The organism is Sphingobium subterraneum (assembly GCF_014199435.1).
Lineage (GTDB): Bacteria > Pseudomonadota > Alphaproteobacteria > Sphingomonadales > Sphingomonadaceae > Sphingobium > Sphingobium subterraneum.
Genome location: NZ_JACIJP010000001.1, coordinates 1,274,405 through 1,295,952 on the forward strand (window position 1 = coordinate 1,274,405; position 21,548 = coordinate 1,295,952).

General features: G+C 62.1%; 22 protein-coding genes. 8 read left to right on the forward strand and 14 right to left on the reverse strand.

The window, feature by feature from the left end; translation table 11 throughout:
* Positions 1 to 4: 4 nt before the first annotated feature.
* The 10 genes from FHS92_RS06165 to FHS92_RS06210 all read right to left on the reverse strand — a co-directional run bounded on the left by FHS92_RS06165 (position 5) and on the right by FHS92_RS06210 (position 10,965).
* The gene (locus FHS92_RS06165; protein WP_184078435.1) at positions 5 to 1,054 is read right to left on the reverse strand and encodes a protein-glutamate methylesterase/protein-glutamine glutaminase; all 1,050 of its coding nucleotides are present in this window, start codon (positions 1,052 to 1,054) and stop codon (positions 5 to 7) included.
* On the reverse strand, positions 1,051 to 1,920 hold the full coding sequence (locus tag FHS92_RS06170; RefSeq protein WP_184078884.1) for a CheR family methyltransferase: 870 nt from the start codon (positions 1,918 to 1,920) through the stop codon (positions 1,051 to 1,053). Before FHS92_RS06170 ends, FHS92_RS06165 begins: the two co-directional genes overlap by 4 nt.
* Positions 1,920 to 4,151: a chemotaxis protein CheA gene (locus tag FHS92_RS06175; protein ID WP_184078437.1), complete on the reverse strand. Its 2,232-nt coding sequence runs from the start codon at positions 4,149 to 4,151 to the stop codon at positions 1,920 to 1,922. Before FHS92_RS06175 ends, FHS92_RS06170 begins: the two co-directional genes overlap by 1 nt.
* Positions 4,141 to 4,425, reverse strand: a complete 285-nt coding sequence (locus FHS92_RS06180; RefSeq protein ID WP_184078439.1) for an STAS domain-containing protein — start codon at positions 4,423 to 4,425, stop codon at positions 4,141 to 4,143. The genes FHS92_RS06175 and FHS92_RS06180 overlap by 11 nt, the downstream gene beginning before the upstream one ends.
* 24 nt (positions 4,426 to 4,449) lie before the next feature.
* Positions 4,450 to 5,862: a methyl-accepting chemotaxis protein gene (locus FHS92_RS06185; RefSeq protein ID WP_184078441.1), complete on the reverse strand. Its 1,413-nt coding sequence runs from the start codon at positions 5,860 to 5,862 to the stop codon at positions 4,450 to 4,452.
* Positions 5,863 to 6,063: 201 nt separating this feature from the next.
* Complete coding sequence (locus FHS92_RS18270) at positions 6,064 to 7,797, reverse strand: methyl-accepting chemotaxis protein (RefSeq protein ID WP_246351777.1); 1,734 nt, start codon at positions 7,795 to 7,797, stop codon at positions 6,064 to 6,066.
* A gap of 123 nt (positions 7,798 to 7,920) precedes the next feature.
* Complete coding sequence (locus FHS92_RS06195; protein WP_184078443.1) at positions 7,921 to 8,421, reverse strand: flavin reductase family protein; 501 nt, start codon at positions 8,419 to 8,421, stop codon at positions 7,921 to 7,923.
* A gap of 137 nt (positions 8,422 to 8,558) precedes the next feature.
* Positions 8,559 to 10,217: a chaperonin GroEL gene (groL, locus tag FHS92_RS06200; RefSeq protein WP_184078445.1), complete on the reverse strand. Its 1,659-nt coding sequence runs from the start codon at positions 10,215 to 10,217 to the stop codon at positions 8,559 to 8,561.
* A 59-nt stretch (positions 10,218 to 10,276) separates the two neighbouring features.
* On the reverse strand, positions 10,277 to 10,564 hold the full coding sequence (groES, locus tag FHS92_RS06205; protein WP_184078447.1) for a co-chaperone GroES: 288 nt from the start codon (positions 10,562 to 10,564) through the stop codon (positions 10,277 to 10,279).
* 164 nt (positions 10,565 to 10,728) lie between these two features.
* Positions 10,729 to 10,965 (reverse strand): hypothetical protein, encoded by a 237-nt coding sequence (locus tag FHS92_RS06210; protein ID WP_184078919.1) that lies wholly within the window; start codon positions 10,963 to 10,965, stop codon positions 10,729 to 10,731.
* Between FHS92_RS06210 and sppA the strand changes: the two genes are divergently transcribed.
* A complete protein-coding gene (gene sppA, locus FHS92_RS06215) occupies positions 10,916 to 12,811 on the forward strand; it encodes a signal peptide peptidase SppA (protein ID WP_184078448.1) in 1,896 nt (631 codons plus the stop codon). The genes FHS92_RS06210 and sppA overlap by 50 nt on opposite strands.
* 103 nt (positions 12,812 to 12,914) lie before the next feature.
* Positions 12,915 to 13,607, forward strand: a complete 693-nt coding sequence (locus FHS92_RS06220; protein WP_184078450.1) for an aspartate/glutamate racemase family protein — start codon at positions 12,915 to 12,917, stop codon at positions 13,605 to 13,607.
* Positions 13,608 to 13,618: 11 nt separating this feature from the next.
* On the opposite strand, the gene FHS92_RS06225 is transcribed toward FHS92_RS06220, so the two are convergent.
* The 4 genes from FHS92_RS06225 to FHS92_RS06240 form a co-directional block, all read right to left on the reverse strand.
* Positions 13,619 to 14,047, reverse strand: coding sequence for a hypothetical protein (locus FHS92_RS06225; RefSeq protein WP_184078452.1), 429 nt, complete (start codon positions 14,045 to 14,047; stop codon positions 13,619 to 13,621).
* 134 nt (positions 14,048 to 14,181) lie between these two features.
* Positions 14,182 to 14,706 (reverse strand): 30S ribosomal protein S9, encoded by a 525-nt coding sequence (gene rpsI / locus FHS92_RS06230; protein ID WP_184078454.1) that lies wholly within the window; start codon positions 14,704 to 14,706, stop codon positions 14,182 to 14,184.
* Positions 14,706 to 15,185, reverse strand: coding sequence for a 50S ribosomal protein L13 (gene rplM / locus FHS92_RS06235; protein ID WP_184078456.1), 480 nt, complete (start codon positions 15,183 to 15,185; stop codon positions 14,706 to 14,708). The genes rpsI and rplM overlap by 1 nt, the downstream gene beginning before the upstream one ends.
* 139 nt (positions 15,186 to 15,324) lie before the next feature.
* A complete protein-coding gene (locus tag FHS92_RS06240) occupies positions 15,325 to 16,389 on the reverse strand; it encodes a COX15/CtaA family protein (RefSeq protein WP_184078458.1) in 1,065 nt (354 codons plus the stop codon).
* Between the two features lie 170 nt (positions 16,390 to 16,559).
* On the opposite strand from FHS92_RS06240, the gene FHS92_RS06245 reads away from it, so the two are divergent.
* The 6 genes from FHS92_RS06245 to sucD all read left to right on the forward strand — a co-directional run bounded on the left by FHS92_RS06245 (position 16,560) and on the right by sucD (position 21,503).
* Entirely contained in the window at positions 16,560 to 16,937 is a 378-nt protein-coding gene (locus tag FHS92_RS06245) for a MerC domain-containing protein (protein ID WP_184078460.1), read from the forward strand.
* A 110-nt stretch (positions 16,938 to 17,047) separates the two neighbouring features.
* Positions 17,048 to 17,830: a succinate dehydrogenase iron-sulfur subunit gene (locus tag FHS92_RS06250; protein WP_184078462.1), complete on the forward strand. Its 783-nt coding sequence runs from the start codon at positions 17,048 to 17,050 to the stop codon at positions 17,828 to 17,830.
* On the forward strand, positions 17,827 to 18,288 hold the full coding sequence (locus tag FHS92_RS06255) for a hotdog domain-containing protein (RefSeq protein WP_184078464.1): 462 nt from the start codon (positions 17,827 to 17,829) through the stop codon (positions 18,286 to 18,288). The genes FHS92_RS06250 and FHS92_RS06255 overlap by 4 nt, the downstream gene beginning before the upstream one ends.
* A 10-nt stretch (positions 18,289 to 18,298) precedes the next feature.
* On the forward strand, positions 18,299 to 19,414 hold the full coding sequence (zapE, locus tag FHS92_RS06260; protein WP_184078466.1) for a cell division protein ZapE: 1,116 nt from the start codon (positions 18,299 to 18,301) through the stop codon (positions 19,412 to 19,414).
* A 151-nt stretch (positions 19,415 to 19,565) separates the two neighbouring features.
* Entirely contained in the window at positions 19,566 to 20,528 is a 963-nt protein-coding gene (gene mdh / locus FHS92_RS06265; RefSeq protein WP_184078468.1) for a malate dehydrogenase, read from the forward strand.
* Positions 20,529 to 20,618: 90 nt separating this feature from the next.
* Complete coding sequence (gene sucD / locus FHS92_RS06270; RefSeq protein ID WP_184078470.1) at positions 20,619 to 21,503, forward strand: succinate--CoA ligase subunit alpha; 885 nt, start codon at positions 20,619 to 20,621, stop codon at positions 21,501 to 21,503.
* The last annotated feature ends 45 nt before the right edge of the window (positions 21,504 to 21,548 follow it).

Sequence of the window (21,548 nt, forward strand, 5' to 3'; positions counted from 1 at the left end):
TACTTCACGCACGCGCTCCCGCGAGAGCACGCTCGGCGATACGGGGCAGCGGCAGGATCTTCTCGGCGGCGCCGATGTCCGCGGCCGCGCGCGGCATACCGTAAACCGTACTGGTTGCCTCATCCTGTGCGATGGTGCGTCCGCCGGCCTTGCGCATGGCCAGCAGCCCGCGCGCGCCGTCCTGCCCCATGCCGGTGAGCAATATGCCCACCGCCGCCGGGCCAAGCGCCTTGGCGACGGACTCGAACAACGCGTCGATGCTCGGCCGATGCCCTGACACCAAATCGCCCGGAACCGCGCGCGTGACCAGCTTTTCCGTACCGGACACGACCATGTGTCTTTCATTTCCACCCGCGATGTAGATGTGGCCTTCCTGAAGCGGAATGCCCGGCTCGGCGAGCTGCACCGTCGCTGCGCATCGCTGGTTGAGCCGATCGGCCATTGCCGGGGCGAAGGCTGCGCTGATGTGCTGCACGATCAATGTTGGCGGGCAATTTTCGGGAAAGGCGGGAAGCAGGTGATGAAGCGCTTCCACCCCACCGGTCGATGCACCGATGGCGATCAAGCGGGTTCCAACACCATTCACGGTGGAAACGGCAATGGTCTGACGCTGCACACGGTCCTGCTGCTGAAGCGCTTCCGGCGCCCGCCAGCGCCCGATGCGCCCGGCCGACCTGACCATGCGCGCCAGATCGCCGCCGTCATTTTCCAACAGCGCGTTCACCGAGCCATCCGGCTTGGCGTAGCAGTCTACCGCACCCAGTTCGAGCGCGCGGATCGTCGTTTCGCAATTGCGCTTGGTAACGCCGGAAACGATCACCACCGGCATGGGCCGCAGGCGCATGATCTTGTCGAGGAATTCCAGTCCGTTCATCCCCGGCATCTCGATGTCGAGCGTCACCACATCCGGATTGAGCTCACGGATCATACCGCGCGCTTCCATCGCGTCCGCCGCCGTTCCGATTACCTCGATGTCCGGCTCACTGCCCAGCAATCGGCTGAGCAACGCGCGCATCGTAGCGGAGTCATCCACAATCAGGACACGGGTGGTCATGCTTCGTCCTTCCGGTAAATCGTGCCGCCTACGAGCGACATCTTGTCTTGTTTAGGGCCGCACACGCGCTCGCTGTGCCCGATATAGAGATGCCCGCCGGGTATCAGCTGGTCGATAAAGCGCGTGACGAGCGTGTCTTTGGTCGGCTGATCGAAGTAGATCATCACGTTGCGGCAGAAGATGATGTCGAAGGGCCGCTGCATCGGCCAGGGGCCCAGAAAATTCAGCCGCTTGACGCGGATCATGCCACACACTTCCGGCGCGATGTGCGCTTCGGTGCCGACCTGTTTGACCCATGGGCGAACCAGCTCTGCCGGAACGTCCTTCAGGGCGTCCATTTCATATTTGGCCGCTGTGGCGCCTGCCACCGCATGATCCGCCAGATCCGTCGCCAGAATGATGACATCGCCCCGCAGGAACGGCGCCGCCTCCCCTTTGTCCGGGCCGAGCAACGTCAGCGCCAGCGAGTAAAGTTCCTCACCCGTCGAACAGCCCGCCGACCAGATACGCACGGGATGCCCGGCCTTCGCTTTGGCCAGAAGCGCGGGCCGCACCTCGTTCGCCAGATGGTCGAAATGGTGCCGCTCGCGATAGAAGAAGGTGTGGTTCGTTGTGAGCGCGTTGATCGCCTTGCGGCGCTCGCCCTCGTCCGCCTTGATGGTGTCGATATAGTTCGCGAATGTCTGCTTCCCGCTGTTGCGGACCAGCGGAGCGAGCCGCGAATAGACCAGAGTGGCCTTGCCCGGCGGCAGCACGATACCCGCCACATCATAGACGATGGAACGCACGGCCTCGAAATCCGCACGAGAATACACCTGCGCGCTGATACCGGGAAAAGGTTCAAACTTTTCGGCGACGGCCTGCATCACGCAGCGACCCTCGCGGCGGCTGTCTGGTCGAAGTCGCTCGCGACGAGCGCGTCGACATCGAGGATCAGAGCCACCATGCCATCGCCCAGGATGGTCGCGCCAGCAACACCGACGACCGGCTGGTAATGGGCTTCGAGGCTCTTGATCACGAACTGGCGCTGATCAACGATACTGTCGACCATCAGCACAGCCTGACCGTGACTTTCGGTTTCGACGACGATCAGCACGGCATCCTGTGCGCTCTCCGCCGCGCCCAGCGCGCCGACCGCATGGTCAAGCCGCACGATGGGCAGGAACTTGCCACGGTTGTTGAGCACCATCAGATTGTTGCCGATGAACTGCACTTCGGCCTCCGCGGGGCGCAGGCTTTCCAGCACATATGTAAGCGGAATGACAACCGTCTGGTCGCCCACCGTCACGATCATGCCGTCGGCGATCGCGAGCGTCAGCGGCAGCGCGAGAGTGAAGGTGCACCCTTCGCCCGGCCGCGATTCGATCGAGATGCGACCGCCCAGATCCTTCACGTTCTGGCGAACGACGTCCATGCCGACGCCCCGCCCGGAAATGTTCGAGACCTTTTCCGCCGTGGAGAAGCCCGCCGCGAAGATGAGGTTGTCGATATCCTCGTTGGACAGTTGCGCGCCAGGTGCGACAAGACCACGCTCGATCGCCTTTTTCAGCACGACCTCGCGGTTGATGCCCGCTCCGTCGTCCGAGATGGAGATAATGATGCGTCCGCTGCGCTGTTCGGCCGAGAGGTGCAACTTGCCCTCGGCAGGTTTGCCGTTGGCGACGCGTACCTCGGGCTTTTCAATGCCATGGTCGACCGCGTTGCGGATAAGATGCGTCAACGGTTCGCCAAGGCGCTCCACCACGGTCTTGTCGAGCTCGGTCGACTCGCCGCTCATCGTCAGGATGACGCGCTTGCCTGTGTCGGCTTCCAGCTCGCGCACAATCCGCGGAACGCGCGAGAACACCGATCCGATCGGCTGCGCGCGGATCGACATCGTGCTTTCCTGAATGTCGCGGGTCAGCAGATCGAGCATGCCCATCTCGTCGATCGCGGTGAGTCCGTGATTGGCGAGGCGCTGTGCCATCATGGCCTGTGCGATGACCAGTTCGCCCACCGTGTCGATCAGCTTGTCGAGCTTGGCGAGGTCGACGCGCACCGTCTGCCCCGGCACTACGGCGCGGGGCGGAGGAGCGGCGTTGAAGGCGGATGCCGCCTCGGGAACGACCGGGGCAGCGGCAGGCTTGGCAATGGCGGTCACGACAGCCGCGGGAGACGCCGCTGGGGTAAACTCTTCCGTAACCGGCTCCGCCACAGGCGCAGCCTCCACAACCGGATAATCCGGCAATTCCACGTCGAGGAGGCGACAATTGGCCTCGCTGGTCAGCGGGTCGATGGTAAGCGTGATATCGGGTCCGACGAAATCGAAGACGTCCTCGATGGCGGATTTCTCGACTTCAGCGGGCAGCACATACTGCCAGCTCAAATAGGCTTTTTCGGCGTCGAGCGCATCGATCTGCGGGAGTTTTCGGGCATCGACGCTGATGCAGCGTCCGCCCAACTCATGCAATTCGCGCAACATCAGCAGCGGTTCGCTGCCATTGGCGAGCGCGCCATCGCAGGGCGTGACCGTTACCAGCCAGCCGGTATTGGCGGCTTCGACGGGCGTGGTGTCGAGCTCCACTGCAGCCGGAGCTTCCGCTTCTTCCGGGATCTCCAGATCCCCCAGCAGACCATCGATGTCGAAATCCAGGCCCAGGTCATCCACCGGTTCGGATACATCGGCTGGAGGAACTTCGTCCGCCTTTGCATCGGCGAATTCCACAGGCCCGCCACTCGCCGCAGCGTCGGCTACGGTTTCCAGTTCCGCGCTGATCGCCGCGTCGTCCGGCGCATTGCCCAGACCACGCACCGCGCCGACATGATCGGCCAGCACGTCAAAGGCTCGCAGCATCAGGGTGTTCAGGCCTTCGCTGAGCGGCAGTTCGCCGTCACGCACATAGGACAAGACCGTCTCAAACTTGTGCGTGAAGGCCTGCAGCGCCGTGAAGCTGAACGCCCCGGCCCCTCCCTTGATGGAATGAACCGCGCGAAAAATGCTGTTGACGGTGTCGTTATCGGCGGTGCCGGACCGGCACGCCATCAGCCCTTCTTCGGCATTGCCCAGCGCTTCCTCGCATTCGAGGAAAAAAATGTTCTGGATTTCATCATTGGTCATGGCTGTCGCCTACCCAGCTGAATGTTTGCGTCAGACCTGTAAGGTCGGCGGCGGCCTGCATGGCGTGGGACGCATGGACAGTCATGGCCACGCCCCGGCTGGCGGCGGTCAGTTGCGCACTCAGCAGCAACTGCAAGCCCGCCTGACCGATACGTGTGACGTCACGCCCTTCCACCACAACATCGTTTTTTCCGCTAATGGCCTGATCGAGCTGGGACAGCAGCGCACTTGCGGTTGTCCGGTCGATGACGGGTGGAAGGATAATCATGTCCATGTCAGTGCTTCTCCCGCAGCGCGCTTAAAATTCGGCCCAGTCGTCTGGATCGTCCTTGAGAGCCAGATTGCCTTGCGCTCGCGGCGTCGTATGAGGCGCTGCCGAGGGAGCGGCGGCCCGCACGGTCGGCTTGGCGGACTGGCGACCGGCCTTGGTCTTTGTCGATCCCGCCGGAAGGCGGAAGCGCGACACCAATTCAGCCAACTCGTCGGCTTCGGTCGCCAGGCTGCGCGCAGCGGCCGTGCTCTCCTCAACCATGGCGGCGTTCTGCTGCGTCATCTTGTCCATGTCGCCGACGGCCCCGTTGACCTGCTGGAGGCTGGTCGCTTGAATTTCCGTCGATTCCGATATGCTGGTGATGAGATGGCTGATATCGGCGACGCGCGAAACGATGCGGCTGAGCATCGATCCGGTTTCCCCGACCAGGCTCACACCGTCCTGCACCTGCTCGGCGCTGGTCATGATGAGCGCCTTGATGTCCTTCGCGGCTTCGGCCGAACGCTGGGCCAGCGCACGCACTTCGTTGGCGACGACCGCAAAGCCCTTGCCAGCGTCGCCCGCCCGTGCGGCTTCGACACCCGCGTTCAGGGCGAGCAGGTTGGTCTGGAACGCGATGCCGTCGATCACGTTGATGATCTGCGTGATTTCCTGCGCCGATTTCTCGATGGCGCCCATGGCGTTCACGGCCTTCTCTACAACCTGGCCGCCCTCGGTCGCTTCGCGCTTGGCTTCGCCGATCGAGGTGTTGACCTGCGCCGCGCTCCGTGCGGTTTCCTGCACCATCGCGGTGACCTGGTTCATGGCCGCTGCGGTTTCTTCGAGGCTTGCGGCCTGCTGTTCCGTGCGCTGCGAGAGATCATTTGTCGCCGACCGGATTTCCGTGGAGCCTGTATGAATGCCGTTGGCGGCTACGGTGACAGCGCCCATGGCGCTCGCAAGGCCGTCCATCGTGCGGTTGAAATCGAGACGAAGCTTTTCATATTCAGCCGGAAATGCCCGGTCGATGCGATAGCCGAGATCACCCTCGACCAGTTTGGTCAGACCGGCGCTCACCATCTGCACCACCGCATCGGCGTCTTCGCGGTTGTGATTCAGCGATTCAGCGTTGGCGCGAAAAACGTCCATCGCCCGGGTCATACGACCGACACAGTCTTCATGATCGGTAAAGGCGATCGGGCTGGTCACATCACCGGCGGCGAGCGCTTCCAGTCGCACGACGGTCGTTACATAGGGATCGGTGACGAGGGGTGCGCTGATGAACGCAGTAGCGGCGGCGATCGCAAACGCCGCCCCTGCTATGACGAGACCGACAACGGCAAAGCCCTGGCTGGCGAGGAGTGTGGCAGCAAGCCCGGCCAGGCCGCAAGAAATATAGACGAAGGTCAGAGCCTTGAACTTGGCCTTTATCGGTGCCTTTTTTGCGAACCATTCTAACATTGCGACGTTCCTTATTCAGCCTGGGCCTACTCCTGCGTTCCCCATGCAGGTTAGGGCCCACTCTTCAGAATCCCTCACTTCTCCGGGGGTAACGTAAATTGGTTAACTGGAGGTTGAGGGGGCGGGGTGTGTGATGCACGAGCGCAGATGACGTCATGCAGAGTGAAAAGGGGAGCAAACCGTCGGTCCGCCCCCGTGCCATTAGGCGGCCTTTTCCCATTGCATCGGCGGATCGGCGCTGAGCCGGAACCGCGCGACCAGCTGGGAAAGATCATCCGCTTCCTGCGAAAGGCTGCGCGCAGCTGCGGTGCATTCCTCGACCATGGCCGCGTTCTGCTGGGTCATGCGGTCCATGGCGGATACGGCGCCGTTGACCTGCTGCAGGCTGGCGGCCTGTTCTTCGGTGGAGGCCGACATGTCGGTCACCAGAACGCTGATCGATGCAACCCGTTCGACGATGCGGGACAGGATCGCGCCCGTTTCGCCGACAAGACCAACCCCGTGCTTGACCTGCTCGGTGCTGGTGAGGATCAGTGCCTTGATATCCTTGGCCGCTTCCGCCGACCGCTGGGCAAGGGCACGCACTTCGTTGGCGACAACGGCAAAGCCCTTGCCTGCGTCGCCCGCCCGCGCAGCCTCGACGCCTGCATTGAGGGCGAGCAGATTGGTCTGGAACGCAATGCCATCGATCACATTGATGATCTGCGAAATCTCCTGCGCCGATTTCTCGATCGCACCCATCGCCTCCACGGCGTGCTGAACCACCTGGCCGCTTTCGTTCGCTTCCCGATGGGCCTCGGCAATCGAGCCGCTCATTTCCGCGGCGCTCTCGGCCGTGGTCTTCACCACAGACGTCACCTGGTTCATGGCGGCGGCGGTTTCTTCCAGACTGGCGGCCTGTTGCTCGGTACGCTGCGACAGGTCGTCGGTGGCGGAGCGGATCTCCACCGACCCGTTGCGCACATTGGACGATGTCCCCGCAACGCGTGACAGGATTTCGTCCAGTCGATCCATCGTATGATTGAAGCGGGTGCGCAGAACCTCATATTCCGTCGCGAACGGATGTTGAATGCGGTGCGTCAAATTGCCTTCCGACAACTCGGTCAGCGCGACGCCCAGATCCTTTACAACGCGCTCCTGCTTACGCGCCGCCTCGCGGTTCTCGATACCGGCCTTGCGGAAAATCTCCATCGCCTGCGCCATGGTGCCGATCTCGTCGTCGCGGCTCAGACCCTCGACGGTGACATCATAATTTCCCGCTGCCATGGTGCGCATTTCGTCGGCTGTCGCCACTAGGGGATCGACGACCCGTCGGCGCAACTGCCCGGCGGCATAAAGGAGCGCCGCAATCAGCCCTGCAGCAACCACGCCAAGGACCAGCAGCGCCGACACGATGATCGTGTTGCTGCGAGCGGACAGCGTCTCCCCGTAAGCATCTGTTAACGCCACGAGGTGGGAAATCTGCTTCCTCTGCTGCTGATATAGCGGCGTGAGCTGCGAATCATGGGTATTCTGCGCGGCAACCATATCGCCGCGCTGGAGTGCGGGAATGAAGTCCTTGTCCACATGATCCCAGAACGCGTCAGCGGTCCGCAGGCTATCCTGCAACGCCGGGCGCAGCTCGGCCGGGACATCGGCATCGAGCCAGAACTGCCTCCGGGCCTGATAGTCCTGCTGTTCCTTCGCAAGCGCAGCCAGATTCTCGCTGATCGTTGCAGGATTTTCGACCGATAGCGTCACGCTGAGAAAGGGCTCAACGACGTAGAGCGGCGGCGGCAGGATGTCCGCGACCAAGACATCCTTTTGAAGGTTCTGACGATGAATAGGACCACCATAGCGGATTTCGGAAACGGCCAGCGTGGCGACGGCCACAGCTATGATGACTACGCCCGTGAGCCCTATGGCCCCGGTGCGCACCTGTTGTTTGATCGACATGTAAATTCCCCACTTTGGCAGCGGTGGAGTGTAGGTTTACATGGTCAATTATGAGTTAATCGGCAATTTCCATCCAAAATGAAGCGTTTATCATTAAAACGATTGCAACTCGCCGATTGCGAATCAGAGGATGGCTCCGATTCGCCGAAACTGCCCATCGACGTACAGCATTGGATCGATGTCGCGCGCCAGGATCACCCGATGCACGTCACCGATGAAGATGTCGTGGGAGCCGTAGGAAAAACGCTCACGCTGCGTGCAGTGGATCACCGCTTGCGCGTCGGCAAGATAGGGAATGCCATTGTCCGCCAGCGTCCAGCCCCCGGCGGCAAAACGTTCGTCACCTTTCGCTGCGCCCCCGCACAGCTTCGCCACGTCCATCTGGTCCGCAGCCAGGACGTTCAGACTGAAGTCGGTGCCGGTGAACAGGACGGGGTGCGATGAGGCATTGCGGTTGACGCACATCAGCATCGACGGCGGGTCCATGCTCACCGGAGTGACGGCGGTAGCAGCCATCGCATAACGCTTGCCGCTCTCATCCGCCGTGGCGACAATGACGACGGAGGCAGCCAGCCCCCGCAACGCGCGTTTCAGGTCACTTCCTACGTCAACCGTCTGGTCCATATCGCGCAGCTGCCTTCTTGCCTGTGAGATTCTTGGCTCGCGGTTAGCGGATTTATCGCACAAACCCAATCCCAAACACGAAAAAGCCGGGAGCGAATATCGCTCCCGGCTCGTAACGTTGTCGATAGGTCGGGGACTTAGAAGTCCATGCCGCCCATACCGCCCATGCCACCCATGCCGCCGGGCATGCCGCCCATGGCACCGGCAGACTTGTCCTCGGGCGCTTCCGAGATGGCAGCTTCCGTGGTGATCAGCAGACCGGCCACCGAAGCAGCATCCTGCAGCGCGGTACGAACGACCTTGGTCGGGTCGATCACGCCAGCGGCCTTCAGGTTCTCATACACATCGGTCGATGCGTTGAAGCCCTGCTCTTCATCATTTTCGCGCAGAAGGTTGCCCGAAACGACCGCACCGTCAAAACCGGCGTTCGCCGCGATCTGACGCAGCGGCGTTGCGATCGCCTTGCGGATGATGTCGATGCCACGGGTCTGGTCGTCGTTCGCACCCTTCATGCCTTCGAGGGCCTTGGTCGCGTAAAGCAGCGCCGTACCGCCACCGGGGACGATGCCTTCTTCGACAGCCGCTCGGGTCGCGTGGAGAGCGTCGTCGACGCGGTCCTTGCGCTCCTTGACTTCCACTTCGGTCGAACCACCAACCTTGATGACCGCAACGCCGCCAGCCAGCTTGGCCAGACGTTCCTGCAGCTTTTCCTTGTCGTAGTCGGACGTGGTGTTCTCGATCTGCGCACGGATCGCTTCCACGCGGCCCTTGATCGCATCGCCATCACCAGCGCCATCAACGATGGTGGTGTTGTCCTTGTCGATCGTGACGCGCTTGGCGGTGCCGAGCATGCCGATGGTGACGTTCTCAAGCTTGATGCCGAGGTCTTCGGAAATCATCTCGCCCTTGGTCAGGATCGCGATGTCTTCCAGCATCGCCTTGCGACGATCGCCGAAGCCGGGAGCCTTGACCGCAGCAACCTTCAGGCCGCCACGCAGCTTGTTGACGACCAGTGTTGCGAGCGCTTCGCCCTCGATGTCTTCCGCGATGATGAGCAGCGGACGACCCGACTGCACGACCGCTTCGAGGATCGGCAGGATCGACTGGAGGTTCGACAGCTTCTTCTCGTGGATCAGGATGTAGGGGTCAGCGAGTTCGACCTGCATCTTTTCCGGGTTGGTGATGAAGTAGGGCGACAGGTAGCCACGATCGAACTGCATGCCTTCGACGACATCGAGCTCGAAATCGAGACCCTTGGCTTCCTCGACGGTGATCACGCCTTCCTTGCCGACCTTCTCCATGGCTTCGGCGATCTTCTCGCCGACTTCCTTGTCGCCATTGGCGGAGATGATGCCGACCTGCGCGATTTCGCTGGTGCCCGCAACCGGGGTCGAACGGCGCTTCAGGTCTTCGACAACCTTGGTGACCGCGAGATCGATGCCGCGCTTCAGGTCCATCGGGTTCATGCCAGCGGCAACCGACTTCATGCCTTCGCGCACGATTGCCTGAGCGAGAACGGTAGCCGTGGTGGTGCCGTCACCGGCCGCGTCGTTCGCCTTGCTGGCGACTTCGCGGATCATCTGCGCACCCATGTTCTCGAACTTGTCCTTCAGTTCGATTTCCTTGGCGACGGTGACGCCGTCCTTGGTGATGCGGGGAGCGCCGAAGCTCTTGTCGATAACGACGTTGCGGCCCTTGGGACCGAGCGTCACCTTCACCGCGTCGGCGAGGATGTCGACCCCGCGCAGAATGCGCTCACGCGCGTCGCGGGAGAATTTTACGTCTTTTGCAGCCATGGGTATAACCTCTGCTTTCTGAAAATGTTTGAGTGTGGAAGGAAATCCGCAGTCGCTGATTAGCCAACGATACCGAGGATATCGCTTTCCTTCATGATGAGCAGGTCTTCGCCATCGACCTTGACTTCGGTGCCCGACCACTTGCCGAACAGAATGCGGTCGCCCGCCTTGACGTCGAGCGGCGTGACCTTGCCGTCTTCAGCCTTCGCGCCCGTACCAACGGAAACGACTTCGCCTTCTTGCGGCTTTTCCTTGGCGGTGTCGGGGATGATGATGCCACCGGCTGTCTTCTCTTCCGCTTCCACGCGGCGAACGAGGACGCGGTCATGCAAAGGACGGAATCCCATAATGTGTGCCTTTCCCTTTCAAACGGAAGAAATCCATGCCACAGGCAGCAACCGGCCTCATTGAGACCTTGGCTCCCCGGACGATCTCTCCCCCAATAATTGTGCGTTAGCACTCTCGGACCGAGAGTGCCAGCCGCCGCTATATGGGGCGAGCGGGGGAGTGATCAAGAGGCGAGAGGATTTTTTCTCTGAATTTGCTTCACCCCATCGGCTACCGTTTCTAACGGCTGGCCAACAACGGCCTGCAACCCGTCGGCATGAAGGTGTTTCGCCCTCATACCGGCGGGTTTTTCTTGCCGTCGATCGCGGGTAGGATAAAGCGGACGGGCGACACACAGGCAGGCGGCGATCATGAACTTCTTGAAGGCGGTATGGCGGTTCATCCGGGGGGTGAAGGACATGCTTGTCCTCCTCTTCCTCCTGCTGTTCTTCGGTTTCCTCTACGCGGCGTTGTCGTTTTCCACCGGTGAGCGTCAGGCGCGGGTCACGGCGGGCGCGCTTCTGCTCGATCTTAACGGGACGATCGTCGAACAACCCAGCGCCGAAGATCCCATCGCCATCCTTTCGGGCAACCGCGCGCCGCTGCGCGAGTACAGGTTGCGCGATCTTGTGACGTCGCTCGAAGCAGCGCGGACGGACGCCAACGTGAAGGCGGTGGTTCTCAATCTCGACGGGTTCATGGGCGGCGGACAGGTCGCGCTCAGCCGCGTCGGACGGGCGCTTGACGCCGTCCGTGCCGCGAACAAACCCGTGCTCGCCTTCGCAACCGCGTACGAGGACGACGGCTATCAATTGGCGGCCCACGCCAGCGAAGTGTGGATCAACCCCATCGGCGGCGTCGCCATCAGCGGCCCAGGCGGATCCCAGCTCTATTTCAAGGGACTGATCGACCGGCTGGGCATCACCGCCAATATCTATCGCGTCGGCACCTATAAGAGCGCCGTCGAACCGTTTCTGCGGCCCGACATGTCGCCCGCCGCACGCGAAGCCAATCAGGCGCTCGACAATATCCTCTGGCAAAACTGGCGCAACGAGGTTGGCAAAGCCCGTCCCCGTGCGCAGCTGGCGGCCTATACCGCCGATATGCTGGCAGCAGCGCGTGTTACAGGCGGCAACATGGCGCAGGCTGCTCTCAACGCGCGGCTGGTGGACAAAGTCGGCGACGAAACCGCCTTTGCCCAGCGCGTCGCTGCACTGTCCGGGCAGGACGACAATCCGGAAGGGCCGGGCTTTGCCGCCATCGACCTTTCCCACTATGTCCGGGCCAAAACGCCATCGAACAATGGCCCGATCGGCGTGCTCACCATTGCGGGCGACATTGTCGACGGCGAAGCGGGACCAGGAGCCGCGGCGGGCGACAGCATCGCGCTGCTCCTGCGCAAGGCCCTCGCCCAGAACAATCTCAAGGCGCTGGTGATCCGCGTTGATTCGCCCGGCGGATCGGTGCTGGCGTCCGAACAGATCCGCACCGCGATCGCGCAGGCCAAAGCCCAGGGGCTGCCCGTTGTGACATCGATGGGCAATGTCGCGGCATCGGGAGGATACTGGGTGACCACCCTGTCAGACACGGTGTTTGCCGAACCCTCGACTATCACCGGCTCCATCGGCGTGTTCGGCATATTGCCGAGCTTCGAAGGCACGCTCGCCAAGATCGGTATTACCAGTGATGGCGTGACAACCACGCCCCTCTCGGGCGAGCCCAATGTGCTCGGCGGGGTCAGCCCCGAGTTCAACGCCATTGCGCAGCTGGGCGTGGAGGACATGTACCGCCGCTTCATCGGCATCGTGTCGCAGGCGCGCAAGCTCTCCCCTGCCCGCGTGGATGCCATCGCACAGGGACGCGTCTGGGATGGCGGTACGGCACGAAAGATCGGTCTGATCGACCGCTTCGGGGGGCTGGAAGACGCCATCGCCGAAGCCGCGAGGCGGGCAAAGATCGACCCCGCATCTGCCCGTCCGACCTATATCGAACAGGAGCCTGACCGCTTCACCCGCTTCCTCGAAGCAATGCGCGACGACAATGCCGAAAACCGCGCCGCATCAGGACATGATCTGCTGGGCCGCGCAGCCGCGCGGCAGCGACTCTGGGCGTTGCAGGCGGTGTCCGATGCGCGCGGGATGATCGACGGGCCTGCGGTTCGCGCCTCCTGCCTGGAATGCATCGGCCATCTTCCCCCTGCGCCCAAATCGCCCGCGTCCGACGGAATTTGGGAATGGATGGGCAAGGCTTTGGCGGTCCTGCGCTGACCCGCAACGAATTTCACGGCATCGCGGCTTGCGGCACCCCGGGTTAGGGGGATAGAGCAGCAGACCACATCGTGATGTCGCACTTACAATACTGGATGAAAGAATGAAGAAGTTCGGGTTGATCGGGGGGCTGAGCTGGACCTCCACTGTGCGCTATTACCAGATCATCAACGAGGGCGTCGCCCGACAGGTCGGCGGGCTGCACAGCGCCCCGCTTCTCATCGAAAGTCTCGATTTCGCGGAAGTCGCCCGTTGCACAAGCGCGCAGGACTGGGACTGCACCAGCAGCCAGCTCGTCGACGCCGCACGGCGGCTGGAAACGGCGGGCGCGCAAGGCCTCGTCATTTGCGCCAACTCGATGCACACCGTTTACGACCGCGTGGCGGCTGCTGTCACGATTCCCATCATCCACATCGCCGACACGGTGGCCGAGAAGATGCAGAAGGATGGCATCAAGACCGCCGCGCTTGTCGGTACGCGCAATGTGATGACGGAGAAATTTTACCGGCAGCGCCTGGTATCACGCGGCGTGTCGCTTCTGCCACCCGACATGGAACTGGCCGAGCGTATCGACACAATCGTCTACGACGAACTGATGATGGGCAAGGCCACCCGCGAGTCCGAGCGGTTTATGAAGTCCGAACTCACCGACATCGCCAAACAACAGGTGCAGGCGGCGGTCCTCGCCTGCACCGAACTGGAAATGATCGTCGACGTGCGGGCCAACGTTCTGCCCATCTACGATTCCACCACGATCCACGCCAAGGCCGCGCTGGACTTCATTCTGGCGGACTGAAACGTTTTCGTTCAGGCGGCACGAAGGCGGATGCGTGAATGCTGGAGCGCGAGCGGATAGAGCACCGCGTTTTCCTGCGCGATGCGGTCCAGAATGCGGTGCATGATGGCAGCGGAATCCTGCGCGAATCCTTCCCAGTCTTGCGCAATATTGTCTGCGCTCCACTGGGTCCGGTAGGTCCGCCACCGGGTCTTGAGTTCGGCAAAGGCACTTTCCACTTTTCTGACCGCATCATCCAGAGAGGTCGGGCGCGTGCAGGTCGGATCGTCATAAAGGAAATCCGCGTCGTCCAGGAAATGCGCCTCCAGCCGTTTGCCAAAGGTCGTCAGCATTTCATATCCTGCGGCAGGGTCCGGTTTCCCACAGGTCAGCGCCAGAATGTCATGCGCCATTTTGTGGAGCGCTTCATGGTCGTTGATCAGGTTCATAAGACTGTGCATGGCGGCCCTTTTGCAATCGATTTAATGAAAACTCAACATGCCAGTGGCTGGTTAACGGATGATTAGACAGACGGGCGCCAACACAAAAAAGGGGCCGTTCCCGGCCCCTTTTCTGTTTGCTTCTGCAGCAAGAATTAACGCTTCGAGAACTGGAAGCTCTTGCGCGCCTTCGCCTTGCCATACTTCTTGCGTTCCACGGTGCGGCTGTCGCGCGTCAGGAAACCCTCGCGCTTCACAGCGGTGCGCAGCGCGGGCTCGTACTTGGTGAGCGCCTGGCTGATGCCATGCTTGACCGCGCCGGCCTGACCGGACAGGCCACCGCCCTTGACGGTGCAGATCACGTCATACTGACCTTCACGGTCGGTAACGCTGAACGGCTGGTTGATGACAAGGCGCAGCGTCGGACGGGCGAAGTAGATTTCCTGATCGCGGCCGTTGACGGTGACCTTGCCCGAGCCGGGCTTGATCCATACGCGCGCAACGGCATCCTTGCGGCGGCCGGTCGCATAGGCACGGCCAAGGCTGTCGATTTCCTGGCTACGCAGCGGTGTGTCATTCACGACCGGAGCGGCGGGCGCAACGGCAACATCGCCTTCGGGGGCGGGAGAAGCCGACGTCAGACCGGCGAGGTCGGACAGGGACTGGCGGTTATCGGTCATTATGCACCCACCTTGTTCTTGCGGTTGCGCGAAGCGATGTCGATCACTTCCGGGTTCTGGGCTTCATGCGGATGTTCGGACCCGGCAAAAATGCGCAGGTTGCGCATCTGCTGGCGGCCAAGCGGGCCACGCGGGATCATGCGTTCGATCGCCTTTTCCAGCACGCGCTCGGGGAAACGGCCCTCCAGCACCTTCGCGGGGGTGATCGCCTTGATACCGCCCGCATAGCCGGTGTGCTTGTAATACACCTTGTCGGTCAGCTTCTTGCCGGTGAACTTCACCTTGTCGGCGTTGATGATGATGACATTGTCGCCACAATCGACGTGCGGGGTGAAGCTCGGCTTGTGCTTGCCGCGCAGGATATTGGCGATGATCGATGCCGCGCGACCGACAACCAGCCCGTCCGCGTCAATCAATACCCACTTCTTTTCAACCGTTGCCGGATTGGCCGACTTGGTCGTTTTCATCAGCGCCTTCATGGCCCGAAAACTCCTGTTGATGGTCACCGATCCGCGTCAAGCGCTCGTCGGAAGATGCGCGCTAATGACTGCGAAGGGCCAAAGAGTCAAGCAAAACGGCGCATCAGCGGACGGGTAAAATAATACCACACTACACCGATCAGGCCTTTCGCTGCACTCCGATGCTGTGCGCGGCCAACGCGGTAGCGGCAACAACCAGCGCCCCGACGGCCTGATGCAGCGCGGCGAGCGGCAACGCGATCCCGCTCATCACCGTAACGATACCCAGCAGGATCTGCGTTCCCACCGAGGCGTTGAGAGCGATGGACGGCACACGATGCCCTGCTTTCTTCGCCCGCCGCGCAAGCAGGATCAGCACCAGCGCGGTCACCCAGGCCCACCAGCGGTGAAAGAAGTGCACGAAATAAGGATCATCGCTGACAATGCCCCAGAGCGAACGCCCCCAATCGACCCCCTCCGGAAAGATATGGTCGTTCATCAACGGCCAGGTGTTGGCGACATATCCGGCGTCCAGACCGGCGACATAGGCGCCCCAGATCAGCTGGACGAGCAGCACCAACGCCGCGATCCGCGCAAAACCGACCAGCCGCGCCGGGCGTGCGTGCCCGTCCCGGTCCAGTGCGCGCAGGTCGAGCGCCGTCCAGATGCACCCGGCCATGATGAAGAGCGCCGTGATCAGATGTACCGCCAACCGATAATGGCTGACATCCGTACGGTCGACCAGGCCGGATGCCACCATCCACCATCCGATCGCGCCCTGCAGCCCGCCCAGCGCCAGGATGGCGGTCAGGCGCGGCCCGTAGCCCAACGGGATCGCCCGGCGAAGCGCAAACCACGCCAAGGGGACGGCGAACACCACCCCGATCAACCGCCCCAGCAGGCGGTGCGACCATTCCCAGAAGAAAATGAACTGGAAGTCGCTGAGGCTCATCCCCCGGTTGATCTCGCGATATTCGGGGATCTGCCGGTATTTGGCGAATGCCTCCTGCCATTGCGCGTCATTGAGCGGCGGCAAGGCGCCCGTCACCGGCTTCCATTCGGTGATCGACAGGCCGGATTCGGTCAGTCGTGTGATGCCTCCCACCACGACCATCACGAAAATCAGCGCTGCCACGCTCAGCAACCACAGCGCAATCGCGCGCGGACGGCTGGATGAGGAGAGCGGGGATCCGCCGGGCTGAGGCGAAGAAGCGGCGCTGTTCATGCGCTCCCCATGAGCCGAAACCGGCGCTTTTTCAAGCTGACATGACACACGGCAGATCCTCGCGCGGACATAAACGCGCGTCGGCTCCCTCCTCACAACATTAATCTCTGATGTTATGTTGTAACTTACTATTCGGAGCGTATATAGTGCGCATCGTCCACGGAGATTCGATGCTCGACAGTTTCGCCACTCGCCCCCTCTGGGACCGGCTTGCCATCGGCTTGTCGGGGCTGTGTGCCGTACATTGCGTGGCGACAGTCCTGTTCGTTGGTGCTTTGTCATCCGTCGGCCATCTGTTCGCCGCCCCCGCCGTTCATGAAATCGGCCTCGCCCTCGCGGTGCTGCTGGGCGCCTTTGCACTGGGCACCGGTGCGCTCAAGCATGGCATGATGCTCCCCACAGCGATCGGATCGCTGGGCCTCGGCATGATGGCCGGCGCCCTGAACGTTCCTCATGGCGCGAGCGAAGCCTTCTATACTGTGTTGGGCGTTTCCACCCTCGCGCTGGGCCACCTTCTCAACCAGCGGGCGCATCTCGGTCTGGCCTGAGGCCCGCGGAAATCGCGGGGCAGACATTGCCTTTGGGGTTCCCCTGCCTTAGCTCTTGAGATGACCGATGCGAGGCGCTAACACGCGGCATCATTTTCAGGGATTACATCATGGCGACTTTCACGCTTCCGCAGAACAGCAAGATCACGGGCAAAGGCACGGTTCACAAGGCGGATGGCGCGAAGAACGTGAAATCGTTCAAGGTGTATCGCTACGACCCGGACTCGGGAAAGAACCCGCGTTACGACACGTTCGAGATCGATCTGGACGAGTGCGGCCCGATGATTCTCGACGCGCTCATCAAGATGAAGAGCGAACAGGATCCCTCCCTCACCTTCCGCCGCTCCTGCCGTGAAGGCATTTGCGGCTCGTGCTCGATGAACATCAACGGCACGAACGGCCTCGCCTGCACCACCGCGATCGAAGATTGCAAGGGCGAGATCCGCATCACACCGCTGCCGCACATGGATGTCATTAAGGATCTGGTCCCCGATTTCACCCATTTCTACGCGCAGTACAGCTCGATCCAGCCCTGGCTCAAGACGGTGTCGACCACCCCGTCGGGCAAGGAACGCCTGCAATCGCCGGATGATCGCGCGAAACTTGATGGTCTTTACGAGTGCATCCTGTGCGCCTGCTGCTCCTCGAGCTGCCCGAGCTACTGGTGGAACAGCGACAAGTTCCTCGGCCCCGCAATCCTGTTGCAGGCCTATCGCTGGCTCGCCGATAGCCGCGACGAATATACCGGCGAGCGGCTCGATGAACTGGAAGATCCCTTCCGCCTCTATCGCTGCCACACCATCATGAACTGCGCGAACGTCTGCCCCAAGGGCTTGTCCCCCGCCAAGGCGATCGCCGAAACCAAGAAGATGCTGGCCGAACGGGCGATGTGACCATCCCCGCGGACACCGGGGCCATGATTGCGGATGAAACGACAGGCTGGACGCTGTGGGATCATGGCGGCAGCGGTGAATGGCCCGAACAATGGCCCGCCGTAGCTTGGCGGCCGATCACGCAGGAGCGGATCGTCTGCACCCTCCTGCCGCCCGCTCATGCAGGCAACCGATTAGGCTATCTGCACGGTGGCTTTCTGGCATCCTACGCGGAAACCTGCCTCGGTCTGTTTTCAGAAGCACAGCCCGATGGCTGCGGCACCGTGACGGTGTCGCTCCATCTCGATTATCCTGCTCCGGCGCGGGTGGGGCTGGCGCTGACGGGAGAGGCTGAGCTTCTCCGCGAGACGGGACGCATGCAGTTCGTTCGTCTCGATTTGCGCCAGGAAGGCGCGCTGGTGCTGACGGCGAGCGGTGTCCTGCGCAAAGTCCCGCGCGCATCGGCGGACAAGGGGTAATCGGCGCGCCATGAGCGACACCCTCTCCCACTATCAGGCGCTGGTCGCTGCGGGCGAATTGCGCGCTGATCCGGACCAGGCCGCCGCCGCCGCCCGGCTTGCCGCCTTGCAGGCCGAACTGGAATCCGTTCCTCCGCGCGGCAGCACCTTGTGGAAACTGCTGCGCAAGCTGCCTGAGCCGCCACGCGGCCTTTATATGTGGGGCGGCGTCGGGCGGGGCAAGTCGATGCTGATGGACCTGTTCTTCCAGAATGCGCAGGTCCGTCGCAAACGGCGGGCGCATTTTCACGAATTCATGCTGGATGTGCACGCCCGCCTCGCCGAAGCGCGCAAGTCCGAAACGGGCGACCCAATCCCACCGGTTGTCGCTTCCATCGCGGAAGAAGCGCGCCTGCTGTGCTTTGACGAGATGGTCGTCAACAACATGGCCGACGCGGCGATCATGTCGCGGCTCTTCACCGGTCTGCTTGCCGCGCGCGTGACGATTGTCACGACATCCAACCGCCCACCGGACGACCTCTACAAAAACGGCCTCAACCGTCAGCTCTTCCTGCCCTTCATCGACCTCATCAAGGACAAGCTTGATGTGACGAGCCTGAACGGACCCGTCGATTACCGGCGCGACCGGCTGGGCAATGCGAAGCTGTGGCAGGTTCCCAACGGACCTGCCGCAACGACGGCGATGAGCGAGGCCTTTTTCCGCCTGACCGATTATCCGGTCGAGGACCGGGCGAAGGTTCCCGCCATTGACCTGGTAGTGCAGGGCAATCGCACGCTTCATGTGCCCAAGAGCCTGAAGGGAGTCGCCGTGTTCTCGTTCAAGCGGCTCTGTGCGGAAGCCCGCGGCGCGAGCGACTATCTCGCCATCGCCCGCCATTATCATACGGTGATGATCGTCGGCATCCCGGTGCTTGGCCCCGAAAAGCGCAATGAAGCCGCCCGCTTCGTCACGCTCATCGATGCACTGTATGAGTATAAGGTGAAGTTGATTGCCAGCGCGGACGCGGAGCCGGATGCGCTGTATCCAACAGGCGACGGCGCGTTCGAATTCGAGCGCACAGCGTCGCGCCTGCTGGAAATGCAATCCGACGCCTATCTCGCGCTGGGCCATGGTGAAGAACAGTGAACCGCGCCCAACTTATTGCAACTAATTCGCAGTTGCAGAGATAAAGTACAACGACTGCATTTGCAGTGTTGAATCCTTAACTAAATAGGCCTAAGCGAACTGCGAACTCATTTGTGCCGGTCATTACCGGCCCCCGCAGGAGGTTGACTGAATGGCACGCAAGAAGATCGCGCTTATCGGCGCAGGCAACATTGGCGGTACGCTCGCCCATCTGGCCGCGTCGAAAGAACTGGGCGATGTTGTCCTGTTCGACGTGGTCGAAGGCGTTCCCCAGGGCAAGGCGCTTGATCTCTCGCAATGCGGTCCGGTCGAAGGGTTCGACGCAAAGGTCACCGGCACCAACGATTATGCCGACATCGCGGGCGCGGACGTCATCATCGTCACCGCCGGCGTGGCGCGCAAGCCCGGCATGAGCCGCGACGACCTGCTCGGCATCAACCTCAAGGTTATGAAGGCCGTGGGCGAAGGCATCAAGAACAACGCCCCCGACGCGTTCGTCATCTGCATCACCAACCCGCTCGACGCGATGGTCTGGGCGCTGCGCGAATTTTCCGGCCTTCCGCATAACAAGGTCGTCGGCATGGCGGGCGTGCTCGACAGCGCACGCTTCGCGACCTTCCTCGCCTGGGAATTCGGCGTTTCGGTAAAGGACGTGAACGCGTTCGTGCTGGGCGGCCACGGTGACACGATGGTCCCCGTCACCAGCTACACCACCGTTTCCGGCATTCCGGTCGACGACCTCGTCAAGATGGGCAAGTCCACCAAGGAGCGCATCGACGCCATCGTCCAGCGCACCCGTTCGGGCGGCGGCGAGATCGTCGCCCTGCTGAAAACCGGCTCGGCCTATTACGCACCCGCCACCTCGGCCATCGCCATGGCGGAAGCCTATCTGCGCGACCAGAAGCGCATCCTGCCCTGCGCCGTCTATGTTGACGGCAAATACGGGCTGGACGGCCTTTATGTCGGCGTACCCGTTGTGATCGGCGCCGGTGGTGCCGAAGAAGTCATCGAGATTGCCCTCGACGATGAAGCCAAGGCGAACCTGGGCGTCTCTGTCGAAGCGGTGAAGGAATTGCTGGTCGCCTGCAAGGGCATCGACTCCTCCCTCGCCTGACCACGAGCTGCACGCCCCTCCCCAGGAAATGTGCGCTGCCGTGGGAGGGGGCTAACTGAAGTGCCACGCCACCCGTAAAAAGGGGGAAGCATGTCCATTCTCGTCAACAAGAATACAAAGGTCATCACGCAAGGGATGACGGGTGCGACCGGAACCTTCCATACCGAGCAGGCGCTCGCTTATGGAACGCAGATGGTTGCGGGCGTCACGCCGGGCAAGGGCGGGTCGACCCATATCGGCCTGCCGATGTTCGACACCGTGGCTCAGGCCAGGGAAGCCACCGGCGCGGATGCGTCGGTCGTCTATGTTCCGCCGCCATTCGCAGCGGACTCGATCCTCGAAGCGATCGACGCGGAAATTCCGCTCATCGTCTGCATCACCGAAGGCATTCCCGTGCTCGACATGGTCCGCGTCAAGCGCGCCCTTTCGGGCAGCAAGTCGCGCCTCATCGGCCCGAACTGCCCCGGCGTCCTGACACCGGGCGAATGCAAGATCGGCATCATGCCAGGCAACATCTTCAAGAAGGGCAGCGTTGGCGTGGTTTCCCGCTCCGGCACTCTGACCTATGAAGCGGTGTTCCAGACATCGAACGCGGGTCTGGGTCAGACGACGGCGGTCGGCATCGGTGGCGATCCGGTCAACGGCACCAACTTCATCGACGTGCTGGAACTCTTCCTCGCCGACGAGGCAACGCAGAGCATCATTATGATCGGCGAAATCGGCGGCGACGCCGAAGAACAGGCCGCTCAGTTCCTGATCGACGAAGCCAAGAAGGGCCGCAAGAAGCCGATGGCCGGTTTCATCGCCGGGCGCACCGCCCCTCCGGGCCGTCGCATGGGTCATGCCGGTGCGATCGTTTCCGGTGGCAAGGGCGACGCGGAAAGCAAAATCGCGGCGATGGAAGCCGCCGGAATCAAGGTTGCCGCCAGCCCCTCAGCGCTCGGCACCACGCTGCTGGAAGTACTAAACGGCTGATGCCGCATATCATGGTCCGGCGGTAAGGCATCGCCGGACCCACTT